This window comes from Caulifigura coniformis, assembly GCF_007745175.1.
Taxonomy (GTDB): domain Bacteria; phylum Planctomycetota; class Planctomycetia; order Planctomycetales; family Planctomycetaceae; genus Caulifigura; species Caulifigura coniformis.
Genome location: NZ_CP036271.1, coordinates 444766 through 469549, shown reverse-complemented (window position 1 = coordinate 469549; position 24784 = coordinate 444766). Strand labels below are relative to the sequence as shown.

At 64.1% G+C, this 24784-nt stretch carries 16 protein-coding genes; 9 read left to right on the top strand and 7 right to left on the bottom strand.

Annotation, left to right across the window (positions count from 1 at the left end; genetic code table 11):
* The first annotated feature begins 110 nt into the window (after positions 1 to 110).
* Both Pan44_RS01850 and Pan44_RS01845 read left to right on the top strand, forming a co-directional pair.
* Positions 111 to 2570 (top strand): RNA polymerase sigma factor, encoded by a 2460-nt coding sequence (locus Pan44_RS01850; RefSeq protein ID WP_145026688.1) that lies wholly within the window; start codon positions 111 to 113, stop codon positions 2568 to 2570.
* Positions 2571 to 3101: 531 nt separating this feature from the next.
* On the top strand, positions 3102 to 4103 hold the full coding sequence (locus Pan44_RS01845) for a deoxyhypusine synthase family protein (RefSeq protein WP_145026686.1): 1002 nt from the start codon (positions 3102 to 3104) through the stop codon (positions 4101 to 4103).
* Positions 4104 to 4209: 106 nt separating this feature from the next.
* Here the strand turns inward: Pan44_RS01845 and Pan44_RS01840 are convergent, their stop codons facing one another.
* Positions 4210 to 5394, bottom strand: coding sequence for an isocitrate/isopropylmalate dehydrogenase family protein (locus Pan44_RS01840; protein WP_145026684.1), 1185 nt, complete (start codon positions 5392 to 5394; stop codon positions 4210 to 4212).
* Positions 5395 to 5624: 230 nt separating this feature from the next.
* Here Pan44_RS01840 and Pan44_RS01835 point away from each other — a divergent pair, with 230 nt between their 5' ends.
* Positions 5625 to 6590, top strand: a complete 966-nt coding sequence (locus Pan44_RS01835; RefSeq protein WP_145026682.1) for an ABC transporter permease subunit — start codon at positions 5625 to 5627, stop codon at positions 6588 to 6590.
* A 26-nt stretch (positions 6591 to 6616) separates the two neighbouring features.
* Here Pan44_RS01835 and Pan44_RS01830 read toward each other — a convergent pair whose 3' ends face one another.
* Positions 6617 to 7660 carry a tetratricopeptide repeat protein gene (locus Pan44_RS01830; protein WP_145026680.1) on the bottom strand — a complete coding sequence of 348 codons (1044 nt, stop codon included), beginning with the start codon at positions 7658 to 7660 and terminating at the stop codon, positions 6617 to 6619.
* Between the two features lie 20 nt (positions 7661 to 7680).
* The gene (locus Pan44_RS01825) at positions 7681 to 11214 is read right to left on the bottom strand and encodes an ABC transporter permease (protein ID WP_145026678.1); all 3534 of its coding nucleotides are present in this window, start codon (positions 11212 to 11214) and stop codon (positions 7681 to 7683) included.
* A 543-nt stretch (positions 11215 to 11757) separates the two neighbouring features.
* Here Pan44_RS01825 and Pan44_RS01820 point away from each other — a divergent pair.
* The 4 genes from Pan44_RS01820 (at position 11758) to Pan44_RS01805 (ending at position 15828) form a co-directional block, all read left to right on the top strand.
* Positions 11758 to 12150, top strand: coding sequence for a hypothetical protein (locus Pan44_RS01820; protein ID WP_145026676.1), 393 nt, complete (start codon positions 11758 to 11760; stop codon positions 12148 to 12150).
* A gap of 162 nt (positions 12151 to 12312) precedes the next feature.
* A complete protein-coding gene (locus tag Pan44_RS01815) occupies positions 12313 to 13374 on the top strand; it encodes a DUF1559 domain-containing protein (protein ID WP_145026674.1) in 1062 nt (353 codons plus the stop codon).
* 82 nt (positions 13375 to 13456) lie between these two features.
* Positions 13457 to 14737, top strand: coding sequence for a sialidase family protein (locus tag Pan44_RS01810; RefSeq protein ID WP_145026672.1), 1281 nt, complete (start codon positions 13457 to 13459; stop codon positions 14735 to 14737).
* 71 nt (positions 14738 to 14808) lie between these two features.
* A complete protein-coding gene (locus Pan44_RS01805) occupies positions 14809 to 15828 on the top strand; it encodes a bile acid:sodium symporter family protein (protein ID WP_145026670.1) in 1020 nt (339 codons plus the stop codon).
* Positions 15829 to 15906: 78 nt separating this feature from the next.
* On the opposite strand, the gene Pan44_RS01800 is transcribed toward Pan44_RS01805, so the two are convergent.
* From Pan44_RS01800 to Pan44_RS01790, 3 genes are all read right to left on the bottom strand, one after another.
* The gene (locus tag Pan44_RS01800; RefSeq protein ID WP_145026668.1) at positions 15907 to 17586 is read right to left on the bottom strand and encodes a hypothetical protein; all 1680 of its coding nucleotides are present in this window, start codon (positions 17584 to 17586) and stop codon (positions 15907 to 15909) included.
* Positions 17587 to 17786: 200 nt separating this feature from the next.
* Positions 17787 to 18851: an Mrp/NBP35 family ATP-binding protein gene (locus tag Pan44_RS01795; protein ID WP_145026666.1), complete on the bottom strand. Its 1065-nt coding sequence runs from the start codon at positions 18849 to 18851 to the stop codon at positions 17787 to 17789.
* A 132-nt stretch (positions 18852 to 18983) separates the two neighbouring features.
* Complete coding sequence (locus Pan44_RS01790) at positions 18984 to 20459, bottom strand: tetratricopeptide repeat protein (protein ID WP_197453759.1); 1476 nt, start codon at positions 20457 to 20459, stop codon at positions 18984 to 18986.
* A 278-nt stretch (positions 20460 to 20737) separates the two neighbouring features.
* On the opposite strand from Pan44_RS01790, the gene Pan44_RS01785 reads away from it, so the two are divergent.
* Both Pan44_RS01785 and Pan44_RS01780 read left to right on the top strand, forming a co-directional pair.
* Positions 20738 to 22045 (top strand): PQQ-binding-like beta-propeller repeat protein, encoded by a 1308-nt coding sequence (locus tag Pan44_RS01785; protein WP_145026662.1) that lies wholly within the window; start codon positions 20738 to 20740, stop codon positions 22043 to 22045.
* Positions 22046 to 22086: 41 nt separating this feature from the next.
* Entirely contained in the window at positions 22087 to 23415 is a 1329-nt protein-coding gene (locus Pan44_RS01780) for a dipeptidase (RefSeq protein WP_145026660.1), read from the top strand.
* Between the two features lie 46 nt (positions 23416 to 23461).
* On the opposite strand, the gene Pan44_RS01775 is transcribed toward Pan44_RS01780, so the two are convergent.
* The gene (locus Pan44_RS01775) at positions 23462 to 24727 is read right to left on the bottom strand and encodes an SGNH/GDSL hydrolase family protein (protein WP_145026658.1); all 1266 of its coding nucleotides are present in this window, start codon (positions 24725 to 24727) and stop codon (positions 23462 to 23464) included.
* Positions 24728 to 24784 lie beyond the last annotated feature (57 nt).

Below are 24784 nucleotides of genomic sequence, written 5' to 3'. Positions count from 1 at the left end.
GGGAAGGAAGCCGGAAAGTCGTGGCGCAACCAGAACAAATCCGCATTCCGGAGGAATTTCTCCAAATTGCGCGCCCGGAATCGGACCCCGCCAGGCACTAACATGGCGGAATGCAATCGTCGGCTGACTTGGGCTTGGGCGCGACGCCACCCCGCACGCCCAGCGATCGGGATTTGATCTCCCGGTTTCTGGACACGCGGGACGAATCGGCCTTTGCCCAGATCGTCACCCGGCACAGCCGCCTCGTCATGTCCGTCGCGTTGCACACGCTGCGCGATCCCCATGCTGCGGAGGATGCGTTCCAGGCGGCGTTTCTGGTCCTCGCCCGATCCGCCCGCCGGATTCGAAACCGCGATTCTCTGGCGTCCTGGCTGCACGGAACCACCTTCCGCGTCTCCCAACGGCTCCTGCGAACGCGGCTCAGGAGAAAAGAACAGGAACTCCCGTCCGTGGAGCTGTCAGCCCCCTGGGACACGCCCCCCCGACCCGATGAACAGGCCGCGCTCGATGAAGAGCTGGCGCGGCTCTCGGAGGGACTGCGCGCCCCGCTCGTGCTGCACTACCTCGAAGGACGGACCGTCCACGAGATCGCCACCGAACTGAAAATGACCCAGGCGGCCATCGAAGGCCGGCTCAAACGCGGAAAGAAAACCCTCCGGAAACGGCTCCTCAAACGGGGAGTGCTGCTTTCGAGCGCGGCTTTCGGCGCAGGACTGACCGTTCCAGTCGAGGCCGGCGTGGCAGCCGGACTTGTCACGGCGACCATCGCCGCCTGCCTCAAAACCACCGCCGCAACATCGCTCACACCGATCGCGGCATCGACGATTCAACAGATTGCACTGCAGGAGACCGCGGCCATGGCACGCATCGCACTTCTGAAAACAGCACTGGTCTGCGGCGGAGTCGCCGGAGCCATCGGACTCATCGGGGCCGGAGCTGGCGCGGGGGCTGACGGAACGCCTGAAACCGCCCTCGTGCATACGGGCGGGCGGGCGGATAGTGCTGGGACCGGCGACTCACGATCCGAGTCGCCGGTCTCGGCCATCTCCCCAACTCCCATCATTCACACCGCCCTGGCCCAGGCCTCGGAAACCCCCAACATCCTCGTCCAGTCCGGCGGAACACGGTTGACCGCGGATCGCCTCGAGATCGCGACCCGCGAGGAAGGAGCCACCGACAAAGGCCCCCTCTCCCTCACTGAACAGACTCTCCGCGAAGAAATCGCGAAGAAGAACGAGGCAATGCTGCAGCTCGAACTCCGGGCACTGCAGGCCCAGGTTCAAAAGCGGCCTGAGGACTCAACAGCGGGGGCAAACAATGCCACTCCGTCCGCGCCAGAGAACAAGATCATCAGCCCTCCCGATGCCGTCACCACCCCCTCCGTCCGCGCTCATATTGAAGACGCCCTGAAGCAGCCGGCCCAACTGCAGTTCACCGGCCAGACTCTCGAAGAAGCCCTGCACTACGTCGCCGCTCACTACAAGATGCCGATCGTCGCGGAATTCGGCGCCATCCAGCAGGCCGGAGCCTCGAAAGACGTGGAAGTCTTCGCGGGAGTCAAAGGCATTCCCCTGGCCGAGGCCCTCCAGGTCGTCCTGGGATCGGTCAAAGGCGGAGGACTCATCGCCGAGGTCCAGGACGACGGCCTCCACATCCGCCCCCGACGCGAAAAGAAAGGCTTGTCGACACTCGTCAACGACCAGACTTCGCTTGGCGCAGCGTCCCCGCTCAACGCCAGTCTCCTCCCCCCTGGCGAACCGTCCGCCGCATCGACGAACCCGAACTTTCCCGAATTCGCCATGCGGGGCATGACGGATGCCTCCCTCAAGTCGCTGCAGGAACAGGTCGACCAGCTGCGGACGATCGTTGAAGCCCAGAAGGCCCTGATCGAGAAAACGAGAGGCACTCCCGTCGAAGAAGTGGAACTCCCCCGGAAGACCGCTGCCCGGCCGCCGGAATCGAAGACCAGCGACCCGTTCTCGAACCTCGAGAAGCTCGTCCAGCCGATCCGGGACTTCCGCACCGAAAGCGCCAGTGAGAGCCGGTTCCGCGAGCGGCTCGACGAACCCACCATCCTCGAATTCCACGGACAGACTCTCAAGGAAGTCATCGCCTTCCTGTCGAGCGAGCGAGCCATGCCCATTCGGCTCGACTCACCGACCTTGACGGCAGCGGGAGTCAGTGAAGACACGGAGATCAACCTGATGGTTTCTGACGTCTCCCTGCGATCGGCCCTGAACCTCTTGTTCAAGGACGTCGGAGGCACCACGCTCGACTACGTCTTCGAGAACGAAGTGATCGTGGTCACCACCAAAGAAAAGGCCGACGAAACCCTTCAGACCGTGGTCTACGACCTCTCGAAGCTCCAGTCCGATGCCGGACACCTCGACCCCGAGCTGATCACGACAATCCTCGAAAAGACCGTCGAGCCCCTCAGCTGGGAATCCGCCGGCGGCCAGGGATCCATCTTCACCCTCGGCGACAAGCTCCTCATCAACACCTCAAGACGCCTGCACGAAAAGGCCGGAGAAACCCTCGACCTCCTCCAGCGCAGCACAACAACAAAGTAAGCCCCCTACCCCCTACCCACTACCCACTACCCACTACCCACTACCCACCCCGGTTGCGCGCAACCCCTCCCCTCTCATAGAGGGAGAGACTTATGCGCCAAGCTCATCACACCCGACGCCCGCAAGAACCGACGCCGGCCGTCGCGATTCTCGAAACGCTCCTGACGCTCACGTTCCGCGCCGGCCCCGGCGCGCAACCACCTCACTCTCTGGGGCACGCTGACTCCCCACCCCCGCACCGGGCCTGGTTTCCCGCGGGGAAAGAGGGCGAGAAGTACAGGACCACCCATCCACGCGCCCTCCTCGCTCGCTCGCGTCCAGACAAGGAACCGGAACCTCTACTACGGTTGGCAAATCGGCCTGTCATCGTGAAGCTACGCAGCCAGTTCCCCTTGTCATCCGCGGGGCACGCTCCGTTGCCCGATCCCACTGGTCTCCCTGCAGTCAGTGCCGGAGTGCCACTGGCCTGCTTGCAGCCAGTGCAATCGTTGCCGAGCCCCGTTTCACCACCGTTCCACCACAACGTCCATCATGGCCAAGAAATCCGCTGCCAGCTCCTCGGCCGGCCCCGTCACCCAGTTCATCAACCACCACTATCGCCACTTCAACGCCGCCGCCCTCATCGACGCCGCGAAGGGATACCGCACCCACCTGGATGCCGGCGGCAAGATGATGCTCTGCCTCGCCGGCGCCATGAGCACGGCCGAGCTCGGGCTCTCCCTCGCCGAGATGATCCGGCGAGGGTACGTCGACCTCATCTCCTGCACGGGGGCCAACCTTGAGGAAGACGTCTTCAACCTCGTCGCCCACGACTTCTACGAGCGCGTCCCGCACTACCGCGACCTGACGCCCAGGGACGAGGAAAAGCTCCTCAAGCGGCACATGAACCGCGTGACCGACACCTGCATCCCGGAAGGCGAGGCGATGCGGCGGATGGAAACCGCGATGCTCGAGGTCTGGACCGACGCCGACCGGAAAGGCGAACGGTTCTTCCCCCACGAGTTCTTCTACAAGGTCATCCTCAGCGGCAAGTACAAGAAGCACTACCAGATCGACCCGAAAGACTCGTGGATGGTCGCGGCCGCGGAAAAGAACCTGCCCATTATCACGCCCGGCTGGGAAGACTCGACCCTCGGCAACATGTACGCCGCCGCCGTGATCCGCGGCGACATCAAGAACGTCCACACGGTCCGCACCGGCATTGAGTTCATGACCTGGCTGGCCAACTTCTACACCGAGACCACGAAGGACGCGTCGCTCGGCATGTTCCAGATCGGCGGCGGCATCGCCGGCGACTTCCCGATCTGCGTCGTCCCGATGCTCCACCAGGACCTCGGCCGGCGGAAGATCCCGCTCTGGGGTTACTTCTGCCAGATCAGCGATTCGACCACGAGCTACGGCAGCTACTCGGGCGCCGTTCCCAACGAGAAGATCACCTGGGGTAAGCTCGGCGTCGACACTCCGAAGTACATCATCGAGTCCGACGCCACGATCGTCGCCCCGCTGATCTTCGCCCACGTCCTCGGCTGGTAAGCGGCCCGGGACGTTGGGAAGGCCTCAAACGAAAAGGCCCGGCATCGTCTCAAGACGATGCCGGGCCTTGGCTTTTTCGTGAGCAGGGCCCCGTCGGGCAGTCTGCTTACTTCCCGCGCAGCTTCTTGCAGATCGCTTCCGCCATCTGCTGCGTGCCGACGGCCGTCGGATCGTTGCGATCCGGCTTCATGTCGTACGTCACATCCTTCCCTTCCTTGATGACGTCCGTCACCGCCATGTCGAGCCGGTGGGCGGCATCCGCTTCGCCCAGGTGCTCAAGCATCAGCTTGGCCGAGAGGATCAGCGCGGTCGGGTTGACCTTGTTCTGACCCTTGTACTTCGGAGCGCTGCCGTGCGTTGCTTCGAAGATGGCCGCGTCGTCGCCGTAGTTGGCTCCCGGGGCGACGCCCAGGCCGCCGACAAGGCCGGCGCACAGATCGCTGAGGATGTCGCCGTAGAGGTTGGACGTGACGATCACGTCATACAACTCGGGCTTCTGAACCAGCTGCATGCACATGTTGTCGATCAGCCGCTCCATGTAGGGGATCTTCCCCTGCGTATCGGCGACTTTTCCGACGAGCGTCGAATCGGGCTTCACGCCTTCAGCCAGTTCGGGCCATTCGAATTTGGCGCCATAGGCGAGGGCGACGGCGCGGGTGACGTCGTACCAGAGGCCGTCGGTGAACTTCATGATGTTGGCCTTGCAGACCGACGTCACCGACTTCCGCTTGTTCTTCACCGCGTAGTCCATCGCGAAGTTCGCGATCTTGCGGGTCCCTTCGACCGACATCGGCTTGATCGAGACGCCGGTGGTCTCCGGGCTGGTGTTGATCTTCTTGCCCGTGGCGGCCGCGTTGATCTTGGCGATCAGGTCGGCGGTGCCGGCGGCTCCGGCCTGGAACTCGACGCCGGCGTACAGGTCTTCCGTGTTCTCGCGCACGAGGACGAGGTCGACGGGCGTGTTTTCATAGTGGCTGCGGACGCCCGGGTAGATCTTGCAGGGGCGGACGCAGGCGAACAGGCCGAGTTCCTGCCGCAGGTAGACATTGACGCTGCGGAAGCCCTTGCCGATGGGCGTGGTGATCGGCGACTTGAGGGCCACGCCGTTGGCGCGGATCGACTTCAGGACAGAATCCGGCACTTTGCCGACGGCCTGAATGACCTCGATACCGCATTCCTGAACATCCCAGTCGATTTTGACGCCGGTGGCGTCAACGCACTTCCGGGTGGCCTCGGCAAGCTCCGGCCCGGTGCCGTCGCCAGGAATCAGCGTGACTCTGTGTGTCGCCATTGTTCGCAAAAACTCAGTACGCTTTGGAAAGGGTGGAAGACCCGGAACCGTACCAGAAAAAGGCCCATCGGTCCAAAGTACGGAGTGTTCGCACGGCTGTCGGGGGCGTCTATGATGGGACGGCTTCAAAAGCCCGGCTTTTCAGCGAGCGACTGGCGACCCGGCGGGGAGACCCCGCCTGCCGCCCAGGCACCGGGTTTTTCTGCGGAGTCCTCCGGGAATCAACAAACGTGCCGCTGCATGATCTTGGCTATCGTCGCTGGTCCGGACCCCGCAATCCGCAGTTTTTTCGGTGGTGGGTCATCGCCCAGACGGGCGTCCGACTTGCCTGGGGAAGCCGCTGGCTGAGGCGGCTGCTTGTCCTGGCCTGGCTGCCGGCGGCGTTGTGCGGCGTCGCCTTCTTCGCGCTGGAGAAATCACTGACCGAGCCGAGCCAGATGGTCCGTGTCCTGCGGATCATGAGCCGGAACTATCCGCAGGCCGACCTGGTGGCCGATGAGTTGGAGAAGAATCCGTCCCAGGCCCGAGTCGCCCTCTGGCCGATGGTCCTGCTGACGTTTTTCCGCCTGCCACAGGGGGTCATCACAGTCATGCTGGTGGCCCTGATCGCTCCGCCGCTGATTGCACGCGACCTGAGATCACGGGCCTACCTGCTCTACTTCTCGAGACCGATCACGAGGCTGGAGTATGTCTTCGGCAAGATTGCCGTCGTTGCCGCCTACCTGCTGATGGTCACCCTCGTTCCGGGCATCGCCCTCTATGTTCTGGGAGTGGCGCTCTCGCCGGAGTTCGCCGTCGTCTACGACACGTGGGATCTACCGCTGCGTGTGGCCGCCGCCTCGATCATCGTGATCATCCCGACGGTGACGTTCGCGCTGGCGCTGTCCGCCCTGCTGGGTGAATCGCGCTATGCGACGTTCTGCTGGTTTGCTCCGTGGGTGCTGGGCTTTGTCGCGTTCGTGTCGATGACGGCCATGAACGAAACCCGGATGCTCCGCGGACGAAATCCGCTCCTGATCTCGAACAAGTGGTCGCTGCTGTCGCCTTATCACACGCTTGGCGAGGTACAGACCTGGGTGTTCGGGATCGAAAAAGATTTCGCGAACGTCGCTGCGGAAGCCTGCCTGCTCAGCGTCGTGACCTTCTTCTCGATGATCGTCCTGCTGCGGAAAGTCGCCGCGCCGATGCGTGTCTGATCTCCCACGATCGAGGGAAGAGTCCTTCAGTCCGGCGCAACTTCCATCAAGCGGGACTTCGCCTCTCTCGCCGCGTCCGACCAGGTGAAGTTGTCGACTGTTTCCTTGAGGATCTTCACGGCATCGTCCCGCCGGCCGGCCCGCAGCAACGACACGCCGGCTTCCAGCGACGCCCTCGCGGCCGTCGGCTCGTTTTGCGAATAGACGAGCGGAACCCACAGGAACTCGGCCGCCGCGCGATCAAACTCGCTGCGCTGCAGGGTCGCTGCAGCGAGAACGAACTGCGGCCCTCCGCGCAGGGTCTCCGGGAGAAACGCGATGTGGCTGCGCCAGCGCGCCAGCTCGGGATCGCTGATCGGCGGGCCGATCTGCGTCCTCCACAGCTGGGCCTTGGCCAGGCCGGCGACTTGCGGAGACACGTCGCGCATCAGGTCCTTCAGCACCCGCTCTGCGGAGGTGGTCGAATGCGCATCTTTCAACAGGAAGCTCGCGCCCAGCAGTCGCGCGACCGGGCGACTGTCCTCCAGCAGGCGACGCGCCTGGGTTCGATCCGCTTCCCTCAGCGCGGGTGTCCACGTGAGCGGAGCGATCGGCCAGTGGAAGGTGTCCGGGTCCTCGGCCACGATCTCGAGAAACTGGTTGGCCGCATCGGGCCAGTGGTCCTGCCGCCAGGCGGCCCGGATCAACCAGGCGCGGATTTCCCTCCGCACCCAGGCCTTCGGTTCGCGGAGGACATCCTGCTTCCATTCCTCTTCGGCCGCCGCGTAGTCACCCGTCCTGAAGAGATTCTGGCCCCGCTTGAACCCCTCGGAGAAGGCGTGGTCGGTCTGCACCACATTGGAGGTCAACTCCTGGCGCACATTTGTGCCAACGCGAAACCGGATGAACTTCCCGGTGAAGTCGTCGATTGTCGCTGGAACCGGGATGACGGCCTCCGAACCGGGCTGTTTCAGGTGAATCACGTCATTCGCAAGTGCGGCGGAGCCGATCCACACTGCGGCGGCGAGTCCCATCGCGACGGGTCGTCGTGTTTCAGTTGTTCGTCCGTGCATGGCGATCCTTCGCTTCATGGACCTCGGTCTCCTGGTCGTTATTCATCCCGCAGCGCGGCGACAATCGGGGTCGCCAGCGCGCCCCGCATCGCAAAGATCGCCGTGAGTCCGCCTGCGGCCAGGACCGCGACCGCCAGCAGGCCGAGGCCGCGCCAGGGAGGCTGCGCACCGGTGCTGGCGAGGTGGGGCGCCATGGCGAGCAGGGCCGAACCGATACCGACGAAGAGGCCCCATCCCACGAGCAGCAGGTTCTCGCCCAGGATCGTGAATCCGGTCCGTGCGTGCCGCCAGCCGACGGCCCGCAGGAGGGCAATCTCGCTGCGTCGCTCGAAGATGTTTCTGAGCATCACGGCGCTGACTCCGAAGACGCCGAGCAACAGACCGAGGCCACCGAGTGTCTGGAACGTCGAGAGGTAGGTGTTCTGGACGGCCAGGAAGTCGGCAAGCCGATCGGCGACCGGCTCGGCATCGAGGCCGTAGTCGCGCAGCTGTGATTCCAGGAGGTCGCTGATCGACGCGGCTTCCTGTCTGGCCTCGGCGCTGTCCGCAACGCCGGCGGACTCGACCAGGAAATACTGAAAGCCGGCCCGTTCAGGGAACAGTTCCAGAAACTTCGATTCGGCCATCAGCAGCACTCCCTGAAACACGCTGCCATCGAACATTCCCGAGATATGAAGCTCGCGGCCTTTCCGGGTCGGGGCATCGTCCAGCTTCACGCGGTCGCCGGGCCCTTTGTGGAGGCTGTACTGCAGGGTGTTGACATCTCCCAGGACGGGGACGGGTCCGTCTGGAATTCCCTCCAGCAGGCGATTCCAGCCTTCCGCCGGAGTCATTCCGATGAACTTGAACCGCGACTCGTTGGCGAACTTCCGGATCGCTGCGTCCGGGATGGCCAGGATCGTCGGCAGGGAAGTCTGATAAAGGTTGAGACAGCTGGCGTTCTCCCCCGGCTGCACGCGGAACTGCACGAACTTCAGTTTTGACCAGCGTTCCGGGTCGCGGTCGACGCCGATCTGAGCGCGCCCCGCCGGTGTGTTCAGGTCGAACAGGATCGGCGTGCTGCTTTCGGCGACCAGGAGGAAGCCGCCGTTGCCTGATGCGCGGTCCGGCAATTCGACCGCCGGATTGCGACGCCCCGACGCGACCGCCGTCACGAGGAACGTCGCCGCCGCGACGAGCCCGGCCGTCATCGCGCTGCGCCGCGGGTTGCGTGCCGCGTTTCGCAGGCAAAGCCGCAGCATGGAGATGCCTTGAGAGCTTCCGGCCGGTTTGCGGAGCAGCGCGGAGAACAACGTCATGCCCGCCGCGAGGGCCAGGCCGCCACTCAGGAAGAACATCACCGCCGTGTAGGAGATGCCGGCGAAGGCTTCCGTCGCCGGGACCATTCCGGATTGCGAGGCGAGGACCAGCACAACTGACAGCAGGCCGCAAATGGCCGGCGTCTCCCACCCCCGCCAACGGACGTGCTCCGGCGAGGAGGTCGTTTTCTCCGCTTCGACGACACCCCCCAGCATGGCCCGCGGCGAGATCTTCCGGATCGATCGGATTGCGAGCAGGACCGAGATCACGGCAATCACGATCGCAGCCACGCCTCCCACAATGAGTCGTACAGGATCGACCGACAGGAACAGGAACTGTGTTCCGACCGCAGCATTCCACCAGGTCTTCAGGCCGTAGATCATCAGGGCCGCGTAGCCGATCGCCAGGGGGAGACCGAGGAGCGCCCCGGCATGGACGACCAGCAGCGCCTCGCCGAGGGCATGTCGGCGGATCGCTTTCGGCGTCCACCCGATGGCCGTCAGCAGGCCAAGCTCCCTGATCCGGCGCTCGACGCCCAGGCGAAACAGCAGCGCCACGAGAATGGCCGCTGCGGCAATGAGAAAGAAGCTGAATCCCAGGAACAGCCCGGCGAAGTCGGTCGTCCCCTGTGCGGCCAGCAGCCCCTGCTCTTTCACGGGCGCGACGGCCATGCCGGTCAGCATCTGCTCGAGATCGGCCCGGTACTGTTGATCGAACTTCGTCGCGAGGTCTGTGGCTGATTCTCCTTCACCGGCGATGATGTGTACGGACGTCGCGTCACCGTACCGGCTGCGAAACAGTGCCTGGGCCGTCGCCAGCGGCACGAATACTTTCGGCGTGGCGCGGTGCTCTTTCCAGAACTGCTCGTCCCGATCGGTGATCTGGTCCATTTTCATCGGGAACGGCTGTCGCCAGTCGCGGAACGTTTCGGCATCGGTGATTCCGGGGACGGTCGGAGTGAGACCGCGGTCATCCCACGGGGTGGACATGGGGACGACGGCCGCCACGCGGAAGGTTCGCTGCAGCTCGGGCAGTTCCCCCTTGTCGCCGACCTGGTGGTACCGGGCCGTCAGCAGGTCGCCGACCTTCGCTTCCAGATCGGTCGCCAGCCATTCGTTCAGCACCACATCGACCGGCTCTTTGGTCCGTCGCGGATCGACGGGGGCGAACTTCACCTCGTCCCACTGCGGATCGCGCGGGGCTGTCTGTTTGAGATCAACGCCGGCGATGACGCCGTACATGGAGTGCCGTTCCGGCTTCGACTGGTTCGCGATCCGATTGAACAGGTAGACGAGTACCGGAAAAGCCCGTCGGCCCAATCCGGCCGCCGTCCGCAGCGCCCCGCGCGACGTGCCGTTATCGAGCATCATCTGCTCACTCTCGAGCGAGACGTAGCCCCGGTCTTCGTGCGGAACGATTCGCAGCGAGAGGTCGGTGAGCGTCGTCGAATCATGGACAGCCTTTGTGAGCCGGACCGCTGTCGACGCTCCTTCCCCGCTCTTCTCTCCCGATCTCGCGGGGGGGTGTTCGTCGTGAAAGAAGATGGCATTCACCCGCGCGACCTTTTCGGTCGGATTCGTCCGCGACACGGGCACGGCGGCGAGGCCGAGCTGATCCTGCAGGTGGTCGAGATTGACGAATGCATTCTGTGGGAGCTGCTGGGAAGGATTCAGTCCGAAGCGGGCCATCGACGTGGCGACGTCGGCGATCGCCGCGACGCGCAGTGGAACTTCGGTGACCGTCTGCTCGCGGTCTCCGAGCAGGGAGTCCCTGGGTATCGTCGGGGGGAGTTCGATGAAAAGTGAAACGCTGTCGCCGGGCTTGACCCGCAGGTTCTCCGCCGCCCGTGGGCTGAGAATGACTTCATCCTCCTTCGGGGCCGCGAGGCCTCCGTGGACGAACATGTCCCACAGCCGCTGATCGCAGCCGATGATCTGCGTTCCGGCGGCGCGTCGACGCGAATCGTCAGACCCCGATTCCAGGGCGCCGGTCATCATCAAGGCGGGAGCGGTCTGGGAGGGGAGCCCCGCCTCACGAGCGGCCCGGGCGACGTCATCGGCCAGTTGCTCCCGAACAAACCGCGGTCCCGTCATTGCGAAGTCGACGCCCCCGAGGCGGTCGAGCGTCATCGCCCTGAGGCTCGCCCGGACGGAATCGCCGACGACCAGGGCGCCGGCGAGGACGGCCACCGCGATCGCCGTCCCCAGCGCGACGGCGACATGCGACCTCCAGTAGTGCTTGAGGCCGGAAAGTAGCAGGCGGGTACGTGTCACAGGGGCGAACAGCAGGAGACCGACGGGGAGTGCGAATCGCCGGCGCAGGCCGGGGTATTAGTGTAGCCCGGTGCGTCAAGGCGTGCCTTCCGGGTCGTGCCCGAGGGAGGCTGCGGACACGATGGCCGAGCGAAGGAAGGAGAGCATGGAGACCAAGAAGAACGGTGGCAGGGGGCGGTCCATGCTTCTTGCCCTCTTTTCCGCGAGCCGTGCGAGGTGGGGAGTTGGCGTGCGCCGGCGCGCAACGTGAGCGGAACGGTGGAGTTGGTGGTTGATTTGTGCGGGTGGTCGGTTCGATGGTGATTGCGCATGAATCTCCTCCTCTATGGAAAGGGGAGGGGTTGCGCGCAACCGGGAGGGGAATCGGGTACTCGGAGTCGGGAAGCGATGGGCAGGTGGATTGGATTCCTTCGGCTTCTTGCTCTGGTGAAGTGACGCTGCCTGTGATTCGCCGCATTGACGCTTCTTCCTGTGACGGGCAGAATTCAGGGAGCACTTCAACGTCGGCAGTGGAATTCCGAGTCCTCTTTCAAAGGACGGTCCATGGCACGTGCGGTTTGTCTCTTTGCAGTGGCTGGGCTGTTGCTCTCGGGCTGTTCCGATGAGGCGGCCGACATGCCGGAACTGGGTTACGTTCAGGGCGTGGTGACGCTGGATTCCCAGCCGCTGAAAGGGGTCACGATCTATTTCAAACCGGAGGTTGGTCGTCCTTCCCTGGGGAAAGCGGACGAATCGGGCCACTACAAGGCGATGTATCGGATCGACAAGGAAGGAGTGAAAGTCGGTCCGAACCGTGTCCACCTGGAATGGGGTCTCGACGATTCGGGCCCGAAGATTCCTGCGGCGTTCGGAGCGAAATCCGATCTCAAACTGGAGGTCAAGCCTGGAAAGAACGAGTTCAACATCGACGCCGTCTCGACGACGGCGAAGAAGTAACGGCCAACGACGGTCCAGGGCTGTTGCAACGACAGTTCGACACCCGTCGCTTCATTGACTGCTCCGCTGCGGGGATTTCTTCGCTGTTCATGACAAGCGATCCCTGACCATGACTCCTGCACGTCTGGCGCTCTTCATCATTTCATCGAGGAGTTTTCCGGTATGTCGCTGCGTCACATCCGCCGGGCCGAGCCTCTCCGCTCCCCTGGCTTCACACTGATCGAATTGCTCGTCGTCATCGCAATCATTGCGATCCTGATCGCGCTTCTTCTCCCGGCGGTTCAGCAGGCCCGCGAGGCGGCCCGTCGGACCCAGTGCAAAAACAACCTGAAGCAGATCGGGTTGGCGATGCATAACTACCACGACGTCTATAACGCGTTCCCGCCGGCCTATATCTCAAGAACGCCGTGCCTGACGACGGCCGCCTGGACGGGCAACTGCAACATCGGCGAGCTGGGTCTGTATTCGTGGGGGGCGTTCATCCTGCCGTATGTCGACCAGGCGCCGCTGTTCAACCTGCTGAACGTCGGGAACGTGTACCTGGAAACCAACCTTGCCAATGCCACGACGCGGACGGCGTTGCAGACGGCGCTGCCGGCTTTCAGCTGTGCCTCTGATCCGGGGCCGGCACTCAACGACTTCGTGGCCGCATCCAATCGTTACAACTTCCGGGTGACGGACGGGACGAACCCGTATTCGATCGCGAAATCGAACTACGCGATGATGGCGAACGCGTGGGACAGCACGACGCCTCACGTTTACCCGGTGCAGTATGGGCCGGCCCACGGGCTGGGATTCGCCAATTCGAAGATCAACTTCCGGGACATCACCGACGGATCGAGCAATACGATCCTCGTGGGGGAACGGGCCTTCATCTACAAGAACGCGAACAAGGTTGGCGGGGCGACCGTGATCGGTTTCTCGGCCTCGAACAACGTGCAGGACACGAGCTACGGCCAGAAGGGGAACAGCATGGCCGCGGTCGGGCTGACGTATAACGGCATCAACGCGCTGGTCGGCGGCGAGCATGATGTTCGCGGTTTCAGCAGCAACCATGTCGGCGGGGCGCACTTCGTGATGGGAGACGGCGCCGTGCGGTTCATCAGCGAGAACATCGATTACGTGAAGGGGACGGTCTCGGTGACGAACTACTTCCAGATCGCGGACACGACGTACCAGAAGCTGGCTCTCCGCGACGACGGGAAGCCGGTTGGTGAGTTCTGAACGGCCGATGACCTGACCCGATCGACCGCCCGCCCCCTCCGGGCGGTCGATTGTTTTGCCGGTTCATGGCACACTGGCGGGCATGCCAAACCTCGCCCGCGCTCTCATCGTTCTCACATCCAGTCTCGGCGTCGCCTGCTGCCCGCACGTTTTTGCGGCTGATGAGGACGCCCGGCGATTCGCAGGGATGTCTCCGGCGGAAGTGAGAGGGTTCGAGCTCGACGTGATGCGGCGGATCGCCGACTTCGCGCTGATTCCGCCGACGCTGAACACGTCTCCCCTTCCGAAATACGACTACGACCAGCTCGACTACGGGATGACGATCGGGATCGAGCGCACGCCGAAGGGGCGGCTGTGGGCCTGCTGGGTGGCGGGAGGCGACAGCCCCAAGGCGTTTTTCGTGCTGGCGACGAGCGACGACGACGGGGAAACCTGGTCGAAGCCGCGACTGGTCGTCGATTCCCATTCGAAATCGCTGCCGATGGATCGCAGCATTCTCGTCGGGAACCTGTGGACGGATCCGCTGGGCCGTCTGTGGCTGATCTTCGACCAGTCGATGGACATGTTCGACGGTCGGGCCGGCGTGTGGGCGGCGATCTGCGAGAACCCCGACGCGGACGAGCCGACCTGGTCGTCCCCGAAGCGGATCTGGCATGGCGTGACGCTCAACAAGCCGACCGTGCTCTCGACGGGCGAGTGGATGCTTCCGGTTTCGCTCGATCAGCGGGAAGGCTTCCGGCAGTTCCAGGGGCTGTTCAAGGACCTCGATCCGGTCCGCGGGGCGAATGTTTTCGTCTCGAAAGACCAGGGGGCGACCTGGGAGCGGCGGGGGGCGGCGACCTTTCCGAATCCCGACTGGCATGAACACATGATCGTCGAGCGGAAGGACGGGAGCCTGTGGATGCTGGCCCGGACCGCGAAAGGTCTCATGCAGACGACGTCGACGGACGGGGGACGGACCTGGGCTGAGCCGACCGAGCCTCCGGGCATTCGCCAGCCGGCGGCTCGGTTTCATATTCGTCGGCTCGCCTCGGGCCGGCTGCTGCTGGTGAAGCACGGCGACCAGGTGGACGATCACAATGGCCGGGTCAAACTGAGCGCCTGGCTCTCGTCCGACGAGGGAAAAACGTGGGAGGGGGGCCTGATCCTGGATGAGCGGAAAGGCGTCTCGTATCCCGATGGATTCCAGGCCCCGGACGGAACGATCTTCATCTCCTACGACCGGAACCGGGCGACGGATGGCGAAGTGCTGCTCGCGAAGTTCACGGAAGACGACATCCTCGCGAAGAAGCTGGTCTCACCGAAGTCGAAGCTCAAGATGCTGATCAGTCGCCCGCTGAAAAAGCGGGCTGCGGAAAAATAGGGATTCGCGGCGGCGTGGTTGGCCTGCGGGTCGGCGTTTGTCGCAGACGGGCGTCGTGCTAGCCTCCGCGGATGTTGCGTTTCCTCCGCCATCACTGGTTCGTCATCAGCGTCTGCGTCCTCGTTCCGGCCGGATTCAGCATCGGCCGCGGCATGAGCCCGGCGGATGTCGAGCGATTCAATGCGACGGTCGGATCGTGGATGAGCCGCGGGCTTGCGGCGCTGATCCTGTTCCTGATGTCGTTCACGCTCGACAACAGCCGGATCGTGGCGGCAATCCGTTCGCCGAGGGCGGTGCTCTGGGCGTCGATCGTGAACGCCGGAGTGATTCCGCTGCTGGCCTGGCCGATGATGGCGTTCCAGCCGGTCGCCGATTTCCGAATCGGGCTGATGATCGCCGCCTCGGTTCCCTGCACGATGGCGGCGGCCTCGATGTGGACGAGGAGTGCGGGTGGGAACGATGCGATCTCGCTCCTGGTGACGACGATCACGAACGGGCTGTGTTTCGTCATCGCGCCGTTCTGGCTGGGGATCGCTTCGGGGGAGCAGCTCAATCTCGCGGCGGGGCAGATGATGGTCCCGCTGATCATCGGCAGTTTCATTCCGATCGTGATCGGTCAGCTGGTGCGACTTCACCCTGCGGCCGCGGGCCTGGCTGATCGTCACAAGTCGGCGTTCAGCAACCTTGCGCAGGCGTGCATTGCTCTGCAGATCGTCTGGGTGTGCATTACGGCGGGCCCGCAGGTGAGCCAGGGAGTGGCCGAGGGGGACCGCGACGGCTGGATCGCGGCGGGCATCGCGTGGGCCAGTTGCACGGGGCTGCACGTCGTCGGACTGGTGCTCGGAGCGTGGGGGGGACGCTGGCTTGGCTATGCACGTGGAGACCGCATCGCGGCCGCCTTTGCCGCCAGCCAGAAGACGCTGCCGATCGGCATCTTGATCGCCCGCGATCCGGCTTTGCTGGGGCGTCTGGGGCTTCCCTTCGCCGTGTTTCCGATGCTGATGTACCACGTCACGCAGCTCGTGATCGACACTGTGATCGTCGAGTGCATCAAGCCGAAGGGGGGCGACGAACTCGAGGACGCCACGTGAGCGGGGCCTGGGCGCAAAAAAATCCCGCAGGTCGTTCGACCTGCGGGATTGGATCTCCGGGACGCTCTCGCGAAGCACTCAGTTCTGCTGCTGCTGCTGCATGGCCTGAGCGGTCATCACGAGGCTGAAGAGCGACCGCAGCTGCTCGACCGGGATCCGCGTGCGGGCGCGGACGGCATCCTTCTCGGCGGCGGCTGCAAAGCCCATGAACGACTTCTCGAACTTGAGGCTGTCGAGCATGGCGGGGTTGATATTGAGCGGCACGGCCGGAATGGCCGAGGCGACTCGCATTCCCTGGACGATGAGTCCCGGCACGTCGACCAGGAACAGGACGTTCGGGGCATCGATAAGTCCCTTGCGGAACTTCGTGACTGCTTCCGACTTCGTCGAGCTGTCGACCGCCTTGAGGGCGTTCGTCATCGATTCCTTGCCGCCGCCGACCGTGGTGATGAATCGATCCTTCTGGTAGACGACGCGGCTCTGGATTCCATCGGGTCCGAACATCAGCGCCTGGGCCTGTCGGGCAGCGCCGGTGGGATCGACGGTCTCATCAAACTCCTGCTTCACCGTGACGACGTCGGCCTTGGCGGAGCCGTAGGACTCGGCATCGGTTTCGATCGTCGTTTCCTGCTTGAGGCCCTGCGTCTCGACCTTTCCCATGGCCTTCGCCATCGAGCGGGCGAGATCCTTGTACTTCTGGGCGTCGCTGACTTCCATCACGACGACGTTCTTGAAGAGGCCTGCGTCGCCCTGCTGAAGCGACATGGCGCCGACCATCGAACCAAACTTGAGCGCCTGCACGCCCTTGACGAAGTCTTCCATCGCCTTTTTCGCTTCGGGTGTCTGGGCCGACACCGTCTTCGTCATCTCCATTCCCCAGTTGATGATCCGCTGGGTGTCGCCGCTGGCGCCGAAGATCATGACGGCGTCGGCCGGCATCTTCCCGGCGAGGTCCATGGCGCTGGCGGCCTGGCTGCCGAGGAGCTTCGAGGTTTCCGATCCGGCCTTGAAGGAGGCGAAGTCTTCAAAGGTGATGCCTTCGGCTCCGACATTGAGGGCGATTGTGCACTGGACGGAGTCGCGCACGCCCTGGACGGCGTAGTCGATCAAGTCGGCGTACATCTTCTGCATGGCCGCCGCATCAACGCCGGGCTGAGGCGGAATCTGCGAAAGCCCCTGCTTGATCTGCTCGACACCGCCGGTGATCTGATCGCCGTAGGCTTCGACGAGGTGGGCGAGGTTGACGTAGACGGCGATGTCGCCCTTGTCAAAAACGGTGGCTGGCTCACCTTTCATCGCGTTTTCGATCGCGGTGGAGGCGGTGGCCGATGCGGGGAGCGCGGCTTCGTCTTCCGAATAGTAGAGCCACGTTCCGTGGGCCTTGGACTTCATTCCGTCGCCGAGAGCCTGCTGAGCGGCGGCGACGTCCGTCACGGGAACGCCGAAGACGACCGAGGGCTCTTCCTGGCCCTTCGTGGAGACGGCGATGTACCAGTCTTTCGACTGGTCGACGCCGGCGAGAGTCGGATTGGAGATGAGGGCGCCGAGGGCCACGGCGTTCTGACGGACCATTGCCCCGAAGCCGGGCTGGACGGCTTCGACGAGCGAGGCGGCCTTGTCGACGGTGGTCTTCGGGGCCTTGATGCGCACGAGGACGTCGGTCGAACCGGACAGTGCGGAGAGAGGCGAATCGGCCGCTGAGGCAAGGCCTCCGACGGCGAGCGCCACGAGGGCTGCCGCGAAGCGTAAGCGAAGCATAGGAAGCGTCCTTGGTCAGGTTGGAAGTGGAATGTGCAGTGAGAATGCCCGGCGCCCGGCTGCTCTCCGCCCGGTGCAGGTGGTCAATCGACTTTTTCGTTGTTCTCCGCCCGGGATGTCAACGTTGAGGTCAGGCCGACGGATCACGTCGTCCCGCTCGCCGTCGCAAATTTGCAGACGCTCGTTCCCGAGCGCGAAGGTCAGATGATTTCGAGCATTGGGGCGGCCGGAGCCGCTAGAAGCTGTTTGACGAGTTCGAGCGCCGCGCGGCTGGTGACATGTTCGAGAGCCGGCCGGGCCGGGTTGTTCTCGCTGAAGAGGGCCGACATCCGCCCCTCGTCTCCCTTGATGCGAACCGATGCATCGGAAGGGACCTCGCCGAGGAACGGAATGCCGAGTTCCTGGGCCTTCTTCTGCGCGCCGCCGCGGCCGAAGATTTCGCCGCTCATGTTTTCCACCATGCCCAGGATCGGGATTTTCACGGTGCGGTACATGTTGATCGCCTTGATGGCATCGAGCAGGGCGACCTGCTGCGGCGTGCAGACGACGATCGCCCCGGCCAGGCCGACCATCTGCGAGAGCGTGATCGCGACGTCGCCGGTTCCGGGCGGCATATCGATGATCAGGTAGTCAAGCTGGCCCCAGTCGGTCTGCTGGAGGAACTGGGTAAGAGCCTTGTGCAGCATGGGGCCGCGCCAGATGACCGCCTGATCTTCCTTCAGCATGAAGCCCATGGACATCAGCTTCAGTCCGTCGGCCTCGATGGGAATGATCCGTTCCATCACCCGACCGTCTTCGAGTGGGATCTGCCGGATGGCTGGCTGTCCCTGGGCGCCGACCAGGTGGGGGACGCTGGGACCGTAGACGTCGGCGTCCATCAGGCCGACCGAGGCGCCGAAATGCTTGAGCCCGTAGGCGAGGGCGGTCGCGATGGTCGACTTTCCAACGCCCCCCTTGCCACTGCCGACCGCGATGATGTTCTTGATCGACAACCCGACGCTCGCGCCGGTGTTCTTCCCGCGGACTTCCGACGAGAGGATGACTTCGACATTGCCGGCGCCCGCCCTTGAGGCAGCTTCCTTCACCAGCGTGGAGATCCGCTCTTTCTGCGGGTAGGCAGGAGTCGGCAGGACGATCTCGATTCGCACGCCGCCTGCGGTTTCCTCGGTCGTCCTCACGTACTTCAGTTCCGCGAACGTGCGATTGAGCTCCGGATCGCGCAGGGCTTCAACGGCGGAACGGATTTCGGCGAGCTGCAGAGACATCGATGGAACCAGGGTCTTTCTCAAAATGGCGGCGTTCGTGAAACGCCCGAATTATTGCATCAAAAGTGAATCCCGGCCTGCCCGGGACCGGGATTGCTCGTCGGGGATGGAAGTCGAACGAGGCTGAAGGGTTCAGTTCGTCGAGTCGATCTCGCGAAGCGCCATCCGCGCCCCGCGATAGGCCGAGAGGCGTTCCGCCTCGGTTTCGACGGCCTGGACGAAGGACGCCTTGGCGTCATCCATCTGCTTGCGGCGGAGCATTTCGATGCCGATGAAGTAGTAGGCTTCGCACTGCTGGGCCTTGAGTGCGGCCGCATCGGCGGGGTTGGCCGCGGCCAGCAGCATCACGTCGTCGATTTTTCCGAGCTGGTGGAGGGTGAGGAGGTCGAACCAGGAGCGCATCGACTCATCGGCTTCGATCGATTTCCTGACTGCGGGATCGTTGGACAGGTCCCGGCCGATCCGCTTTGCAGCGGCGACGCGCCAGGGGGAGAGGAACGGGATGGTGGCATCTTTCTGAAGCGCCTGGTCGAACTGCGTCAGGGCTCCGGCGAAGTCGCCGGTGAAGAACAGCGCGAAGCCGACATCGGCGGCGGCGATGCCGCTTTCGGGATTCATCTCGGCCACCTTGCGGTAGTCGGCGATCGCATCGGCTGCGCGCCCCAGGCTGACGCGGGCGTTTCCACGCATCGTATAGGGGAGCGGGGAGTTCGGGGCCATTTCAATGGCGGCCGTGAGATCGGCCTCGGCCTCGTCGGCACGGCCGGCGTGCATGTGAATGAACCCGCGGTTGACCAGGGCGGTCATGAAACGCGGGTCCTTCTTCAAAGCGGCGTTGAGGTCGTTGATCGCCTCTTTCTCGCGTCCCATGGAATGGAAGTGCATTCCACGGTTGTTCAGCAGGAGGGCGCTGTTCGGAACCGAAGCAACGGCCTGGTTGTAGGCGACGAGCGCTTCGTCGCGTCCTTTCGTTTCATTGACCAGGTTACAAAGGGCGACGTGGGCGGCGAGGTGGTCGGACTTCCGCTTGATTGCCTGTTTGAAATCGTCCCGCGCGTCGTCGGGCCTGCGGGCCTGGATGTTCGCCAGTCCGCGCTGGTAGTAGAGGTTCGCCCGTTCCTGGGTGGTGTAGCGGGAGTCGGCGAGGAGCTGGTCGGCAATTCCGACGGCCATCTCGGCGTGTTTCGGGATCGCCTCCGTGATCGTGAGGCTGGTCATTCCGTAGAGATAAGGGAGGTAGTAGTCGGACTTCCCCTGCTTTTCGAAGCTGATGGCGTCGCGGGCGTCCTTGATGCCGTCGCGAATCAGCTGGGCGTTGCGGGCCTGCACACCGAACTCGACCCGCGCACTGGCCCGCAGGTAGAGCGCGACGTGGTCTTCCGGCTTTTTCGCGAGGACGGCCGTCGTGAGTTCGATGGCCCGGGCGTACTGCTGCTGCCGGTAGGCGGCATCCGCTTCCGACTTCTGCAGTTCGATCGGGTCGATGGATTCGACGGTTTCGTCGGCCACCTGAGCGGGCGCGGGCGACGTGGAAGTCTGAGCAAATGCGGTCGACGTGAAGCCAGCAAAGAGCGCGGCCGCAGGCGCGAGACGTCGCAAGGTGAGCATGATCTGCCTGGATAAGGACAAACGTGACGGATTGGACCCGCGTCTCTCATGCCCAGCGACGCAGCCGAAGTTGACGGTACGATCCCGCATCAGGCAGGCGAAATCAATGCTGGACCGCGTTGCGGGAGGGGCTGGAAAGTTCGCCGCACGAAGAGTTCAGGACGGTCGCACTGTCGATGCTTCGAAGCGATACTCGGGGAATCACGGTCTCCCTGTGACCGTGTCGCGCCGGATGCTCCTGCCGGCCGGGTCCCGGGTTTGATTCGGGAGGGACGACGATGAAGCACTCCTTGCGAGCGTGCCTGTGGATGTTGGCGTCCGCGTGGGCCTGCCAGGGCCTTGCCTCCGACTGGCCCGCCTTTCGGGGACCGAACGGAAATGGCACGACCGACGCTGTGAACGTTCCGACACGCTGGTCGGCGACAGACAACGTCCGGTGGAAGGTGGGCCTGCCGCAACCGGGCAACGGCAGCGCCATCATCCACGGCCAGCGAGTGCTGGCGACGAGTGCCGAAGATCCGGAGGGGCGAAAGCGAAGCCTGTCGGCCTGGGACCTGACATCGGGGAAGGAACTCTGGAAGCGGACGGTCGTTGTCGACCGCGTGATGCCGACGCACAAGACGAACCCCTATGCCGGGACCACGCCGGCCACGAACGGGAAGGTCGTCGTGGTCTGGCATGCGACAGGGGGCCTGCACTGCTACGACTTCGAGGGGAAGCCACTCTGGTCGCGCGATCTGGGTGAGTTCAAGCACATCTGGGGTTACGGCTCGTCGCCCATCATCGAAGCGGGCCGGGTGTACCTGCATTCGGGACCGGGTCAGCGGGTGTCACTGACGGCGTTCGACGCCTTGACCGGCGAGACGCTCTGGGAACAGCAGGAAGTGGTTGACGGGGACGGCAGCTATACAACCGACAGGCGGTACTTCGGCTCGTGGGCGACGCCGGTGATGACGACGGTGAACGGGGAGCGGCAACTCCTGCTCTCGATGCCGACGCGACTGAACGCCTATGACCCGGCGAGCGGAACGCTGTTGTGGTACAGCGAAGGCATGCGGCACAAGGGGGGCGACCTGTCATATTCGTCTCCCCTCGTCGTGGGGGACTCGGTGTTCATCACGGCGGGATTCGGCGGACCGGCGATGGCCGTCCGGGTGGGAGGAACGGGGGACGTCACCAGTTCCCATCGGCTGTGGCATACCGAAAAGAATCCGCAGAGCATCGGGACGGGGATCTTCGTGGAGGGTTACGTCTATCGGCCCAACGCGGGGCCTGGAACGATCCAGTGCATCGATCCGAAGAATGGAAAGGTGGTGTGGGAGAATCGCGCGGCCGGCGACAATCACTGGGCGTCGATCGTCCTCGCGGGTGGACTGGCATACGCCACCAGTCAGAACGGGACGACCGTCGTCTTCCGCCCCTCACCCGAGAAATACGACGAAGTCGCCCGCAATGAACTGGGCGAGCATACGAACGCCACGCCGGCGGTTGTCGATGGAGCGCTCGTGATCAGGACATTTGAAAACCTGATCTGCATTGAAGCGAAGGCCACCCCGGACTCATCGCCCGCGCCGCGAGATCGATGACGCCTCTTTGTTCCCCGACCGACCGCCCCTGAGAGTTCTCCATGAATCGTCACGTCTTCTCGCGCAGGGCGCTGCTCGGCGGCGCGACCATCGCCGGACTGGCGGCCGGCCGCATGTCGTTCGCACAATCCCTCCCGGCAAAGGCATTTCGCCACCCGCTGCTCGAAACGCAGCACGCCGGGATCATCAAGTCGCGCGATGCGGCGTTGGCCGTGCTGAAGCCGACGCCCGCGCAGCTGGAACATGGCCTGGCGCTGCACGCCGGCAGTCTTGTTTTCGATTCGTACGGGTTTGCTCCTCGGGCGGGGGTCGATGTCGAGCAGATTCAGGCGGCGATGACGGCCGGGGCGCCGGATGCGGTCCTGGATGAGCTTCGCGAAACGATGACGATGACCCGGGCGGCGCTGGTGGACGAGGAGCGCGAAGAGTTTCGCGAAGCGATGCGCTGCAGCGGAGTGACCTGTATTTTCCAGAACGCGGGGGAGGAAGGACACGACCCGCTGCGGTTGATGAGGCGGCTGGCGCACTTCACCTATCTCGGGGACATGTTCCGCGACACGCTGATCCGGGCGACGCTGCCGGACGACATCGTCCGCGCACGGGCCGAGGGAAAGCACTGCCTGTACCTGACCGGCAACGGCGTTCCGCTTCCGGAGCGATGGAATACGGTGGCCGAAGAACTCAGCTACATCCGCACCTTCTTCGAGCTGGGAATCCGGATGATGCATGTCACGTACAACCGGCGGAACATGCTGGGGGACGGATGCGCCGAATCGGCCAACGGCGGCCTGAGCGACCTGGGCCGGGCCGCGGTGGCCGAGATGAACAAGGTGGGCGTGATCGTGGACGTGGCCCACAGCGGGCAGAAGACAAGCTTCGAGGCGGCGAAGGCCTCAAGCCGGCCGATGGTCGCCAGCCATACCGTGTGTGCTGCGATCAACGGACACATCCGGGCGAAGACGGACGAAGTGATCCGGGCGATCTGCGACACCGGGGGGCTCGTCGGCGTGTGCTGTATCCCGAACTTCCTGGGGCGTGGCGGCGACATTGCCGCGCTGCTCGATCACATCGACTACGTTGCGAAGAAGTTCGGCGTGGACCATGTCGCGATCGGGACGGACGTGGCCCATACTTCGCAGTTTTCGAAGTCCGTGCCCGGCAAGCCGGGCCGGAAGCGTGCGCCCCGGTTCGCCTCGCTGTGGCCACCGGGCTCGATGGACAGCGGGCCGATGGGGCGTGAAACGATTGCCTGGACGAACTGGCCGCTGTTTACCGTCGGGCTCGCGATGCGTGGCTACAAGGATGAGGAGATTCAGAAGATTCTTGGCGGCAACATGCTGCGGGTCTGTCGCGATGCGCTGAAGGCATAGACGGTATGGCGTGAACAGCCCGACTTCTGTTGAGAGGCCGGGCTGCTCATCCTCCAGCGGGCTTTGCGCCGGAGTCGGGCGATTTGCGGATGACAAACCGATAGGAGCGGGGCCTGGCCACGAGGCGCTGCATCTCCTCGATCCGGGCGTTGGCCTTGATCGCTTCGCCGGCGAGCTCGGTGGGGAGATCGCGACCGTTGAGATGCGCGACGGACAGCATGCGGGCCATGTCGAGCTTGTCGCGACTCTCGGTGAGGGAATGGAGGATGTTCGCCTGGGCCGACCAGGGGCCGCCGGGCTGCCAGGGGTCGGCCGTGGCGGACGCGATGTTCACCCCGTCGGCGAGTTCTGCGGCCGAGAACGTCCCGACGAGGCGGTCGTCGGCCGTAACGCTGTATCGGGCCGGTTCGAGCGAGGTGACCATCAGCAGATAGCGGTTCAGGTTGTCGGGGATGGGGACGAAGCGAAAGTGGAGGCTGAAGAAGGTTTCGCCGTTCAGCGGGAGGCCTTCATCCAGGCGGATGAATTCGATCGAGTCGGCCCCCCTGGTGGTCTCAGTGATCGCGCAGCCGCTGGCGACCGACTCCAGCGTTGTCGCATCGAGGGTGGCGGATGACACATCGGCGGGGGCGCCCAACCCCTTGAGCAGGGCGTAGGCGAAGGCCACCTGGCCGAGGTCGTTCAGGTGGATGCCGTCTCTGGCATGCAGCGTGTGCTCCTTGTCCTTCTCCGGCTTCTCGCGTTCGTTGGCCTCTTTGATCCGCCGTTGAATCTTTCGCATCTCGCCTTGAACATCGATCGCGCCGGCGCCGTGATCGCGGCCGATCTGCATGCCTTCATCGCACATCTTTTTCAGATAGTCGTTCTCGCTCTTGTCGGGGTCGGAGGCCGTAGCCGCGGCGGAGCAGATGAAGACCCGGACATTCTTCTCTTTGCACTGGCGGCAAATCTCGCGGAGCGAGTTGAGGTACAGGTTGCGGTGTTCATCATCGGCCTTCGTTCCCCAGCCGATGTCGTTGATTCCGTAAGCGACCGTGAGCACGGTCGCGCCGCGGTCGAAGACGTCTTCCTTGAGACGGGCCAGGCCCCCGGCGGCCGTGTCACCTCCGCGGCCGACGTTGAAGAACCGGACCTTGCGATCGGGATAACGGAGGAGGGTGTAGTTCTCGACGAATTTTCCGTAGGCGCGGGCGGCGGTGATGCTGTCGCCTAAGAAGGCGACGGTGTCGCCGTCCTTCAAGGCGAAGTCATCACCACCGACGGCCGCTGCCGCAGCTGCGAGCAGGGCCACACAGGAGAAGATCGCGCGCATCAGCGTCTCTCGGTGAGCGGAACGAGATCGTCGTTCGTTGTCGACGCTGCCAGCGTC

Coding starts and splice junctions, on each gene's coding strand:
- Pan44_RS01790 (WP_197453759.1), bottom strand. CDS start 20,459: ATGCTCACCTTGCGACGTCTCGCGCCTGCGGCCGCGCTCTTTGCTGGC.
- Pan44_RS01780 (WP_145026660.1), top strand. CDS start 22,087: ATGAATCGTCACGTCTTCTCGCGCAGGGCGCTGCTCGGCGGCGCGACC.
- Pan44_RS01840 (WP_145026684.1), bottom strand. CDS start 5,394: ATGGCGACACACAGAGTCACGCTGATTCCTGGCGACGGCACCGGGCCG.
- Pan44_RS01830 (WP_145026680.1), bottom strand. CDS start 7,660: ATGAAGCGAAGGATCGCCATGCACGGACGAACAACTGAAACACGACGA.
- Pan44_RS01805 (WP_145026670.1), top strand. CDS start 14,809: ATGTTGCGTTTCCTCCGCCATCACTGGTTCGTCATCAGCGTCTGCGTC.
- Pan44_RS01775 (WP_145026658.1), bottom strand. CDS start 24,727: ATGCGCGCGATCTTCTCCTGTGTGGCCCTGCTCGCAGCTGCGGCAGCG.
- Pan44_RS01820 (WP_145026676.1), top strand. CDS start 11,758: ATGGCACGTGCGGTTTGTCTCTTTGCAGTGGCTGGGCTGTTGCTCTCG.
- Pan44_RS01815 (WP_145026674.1), top strand. CDS start 12,313: ATGTCGCTGCGTCACATCCGCCGGGCCGAGCCTCTCCGCTCCCCTGGC.
- Pan44_RS01850 (WP_145026688.1), top strand. CDS start 111: ATGCAATCGTCGGCTGACTTGGGCTTGGGCGCGACGCCACCCCGCACG.
- Pan44_RS01785 (WP_145026662.1), top strand. CDS start 20,738: ATGAAGCACTCCTTGCGAGCGTGCCTGTGGATGTTGGCGTCCGCGTGG.
- Pan44_RS01800 (WP_145026668.1), bottom strand. CDS start 17,586: ATGCTTCGCTTACGCTTCGCGGCAGCCCTCGTGGCGCTCGCCGTCGGA.
- Pan44_RS01845 (WP_145026686.1), top strand. CDS start 3,102: ATGGCCAAGAAATCCGCTGCCAGCTCCTCGGCCGGCCCCGTCACCCAG.
- Pan44_RS01795 (WP_145026666.1), bottom strand. CDS start 18,851: ATGTCTCTGCAGCTCGCCGAAATCCGTTCCGCCGTTGAAGCCCTGCGC.
- Pan44_RS01810 (WP_145026672.1), top strand. CDS start 13,457: ATGCCAAACCTCGCCCGCGCTCTCATCGTTCTCACATCCAGTCTCGGC.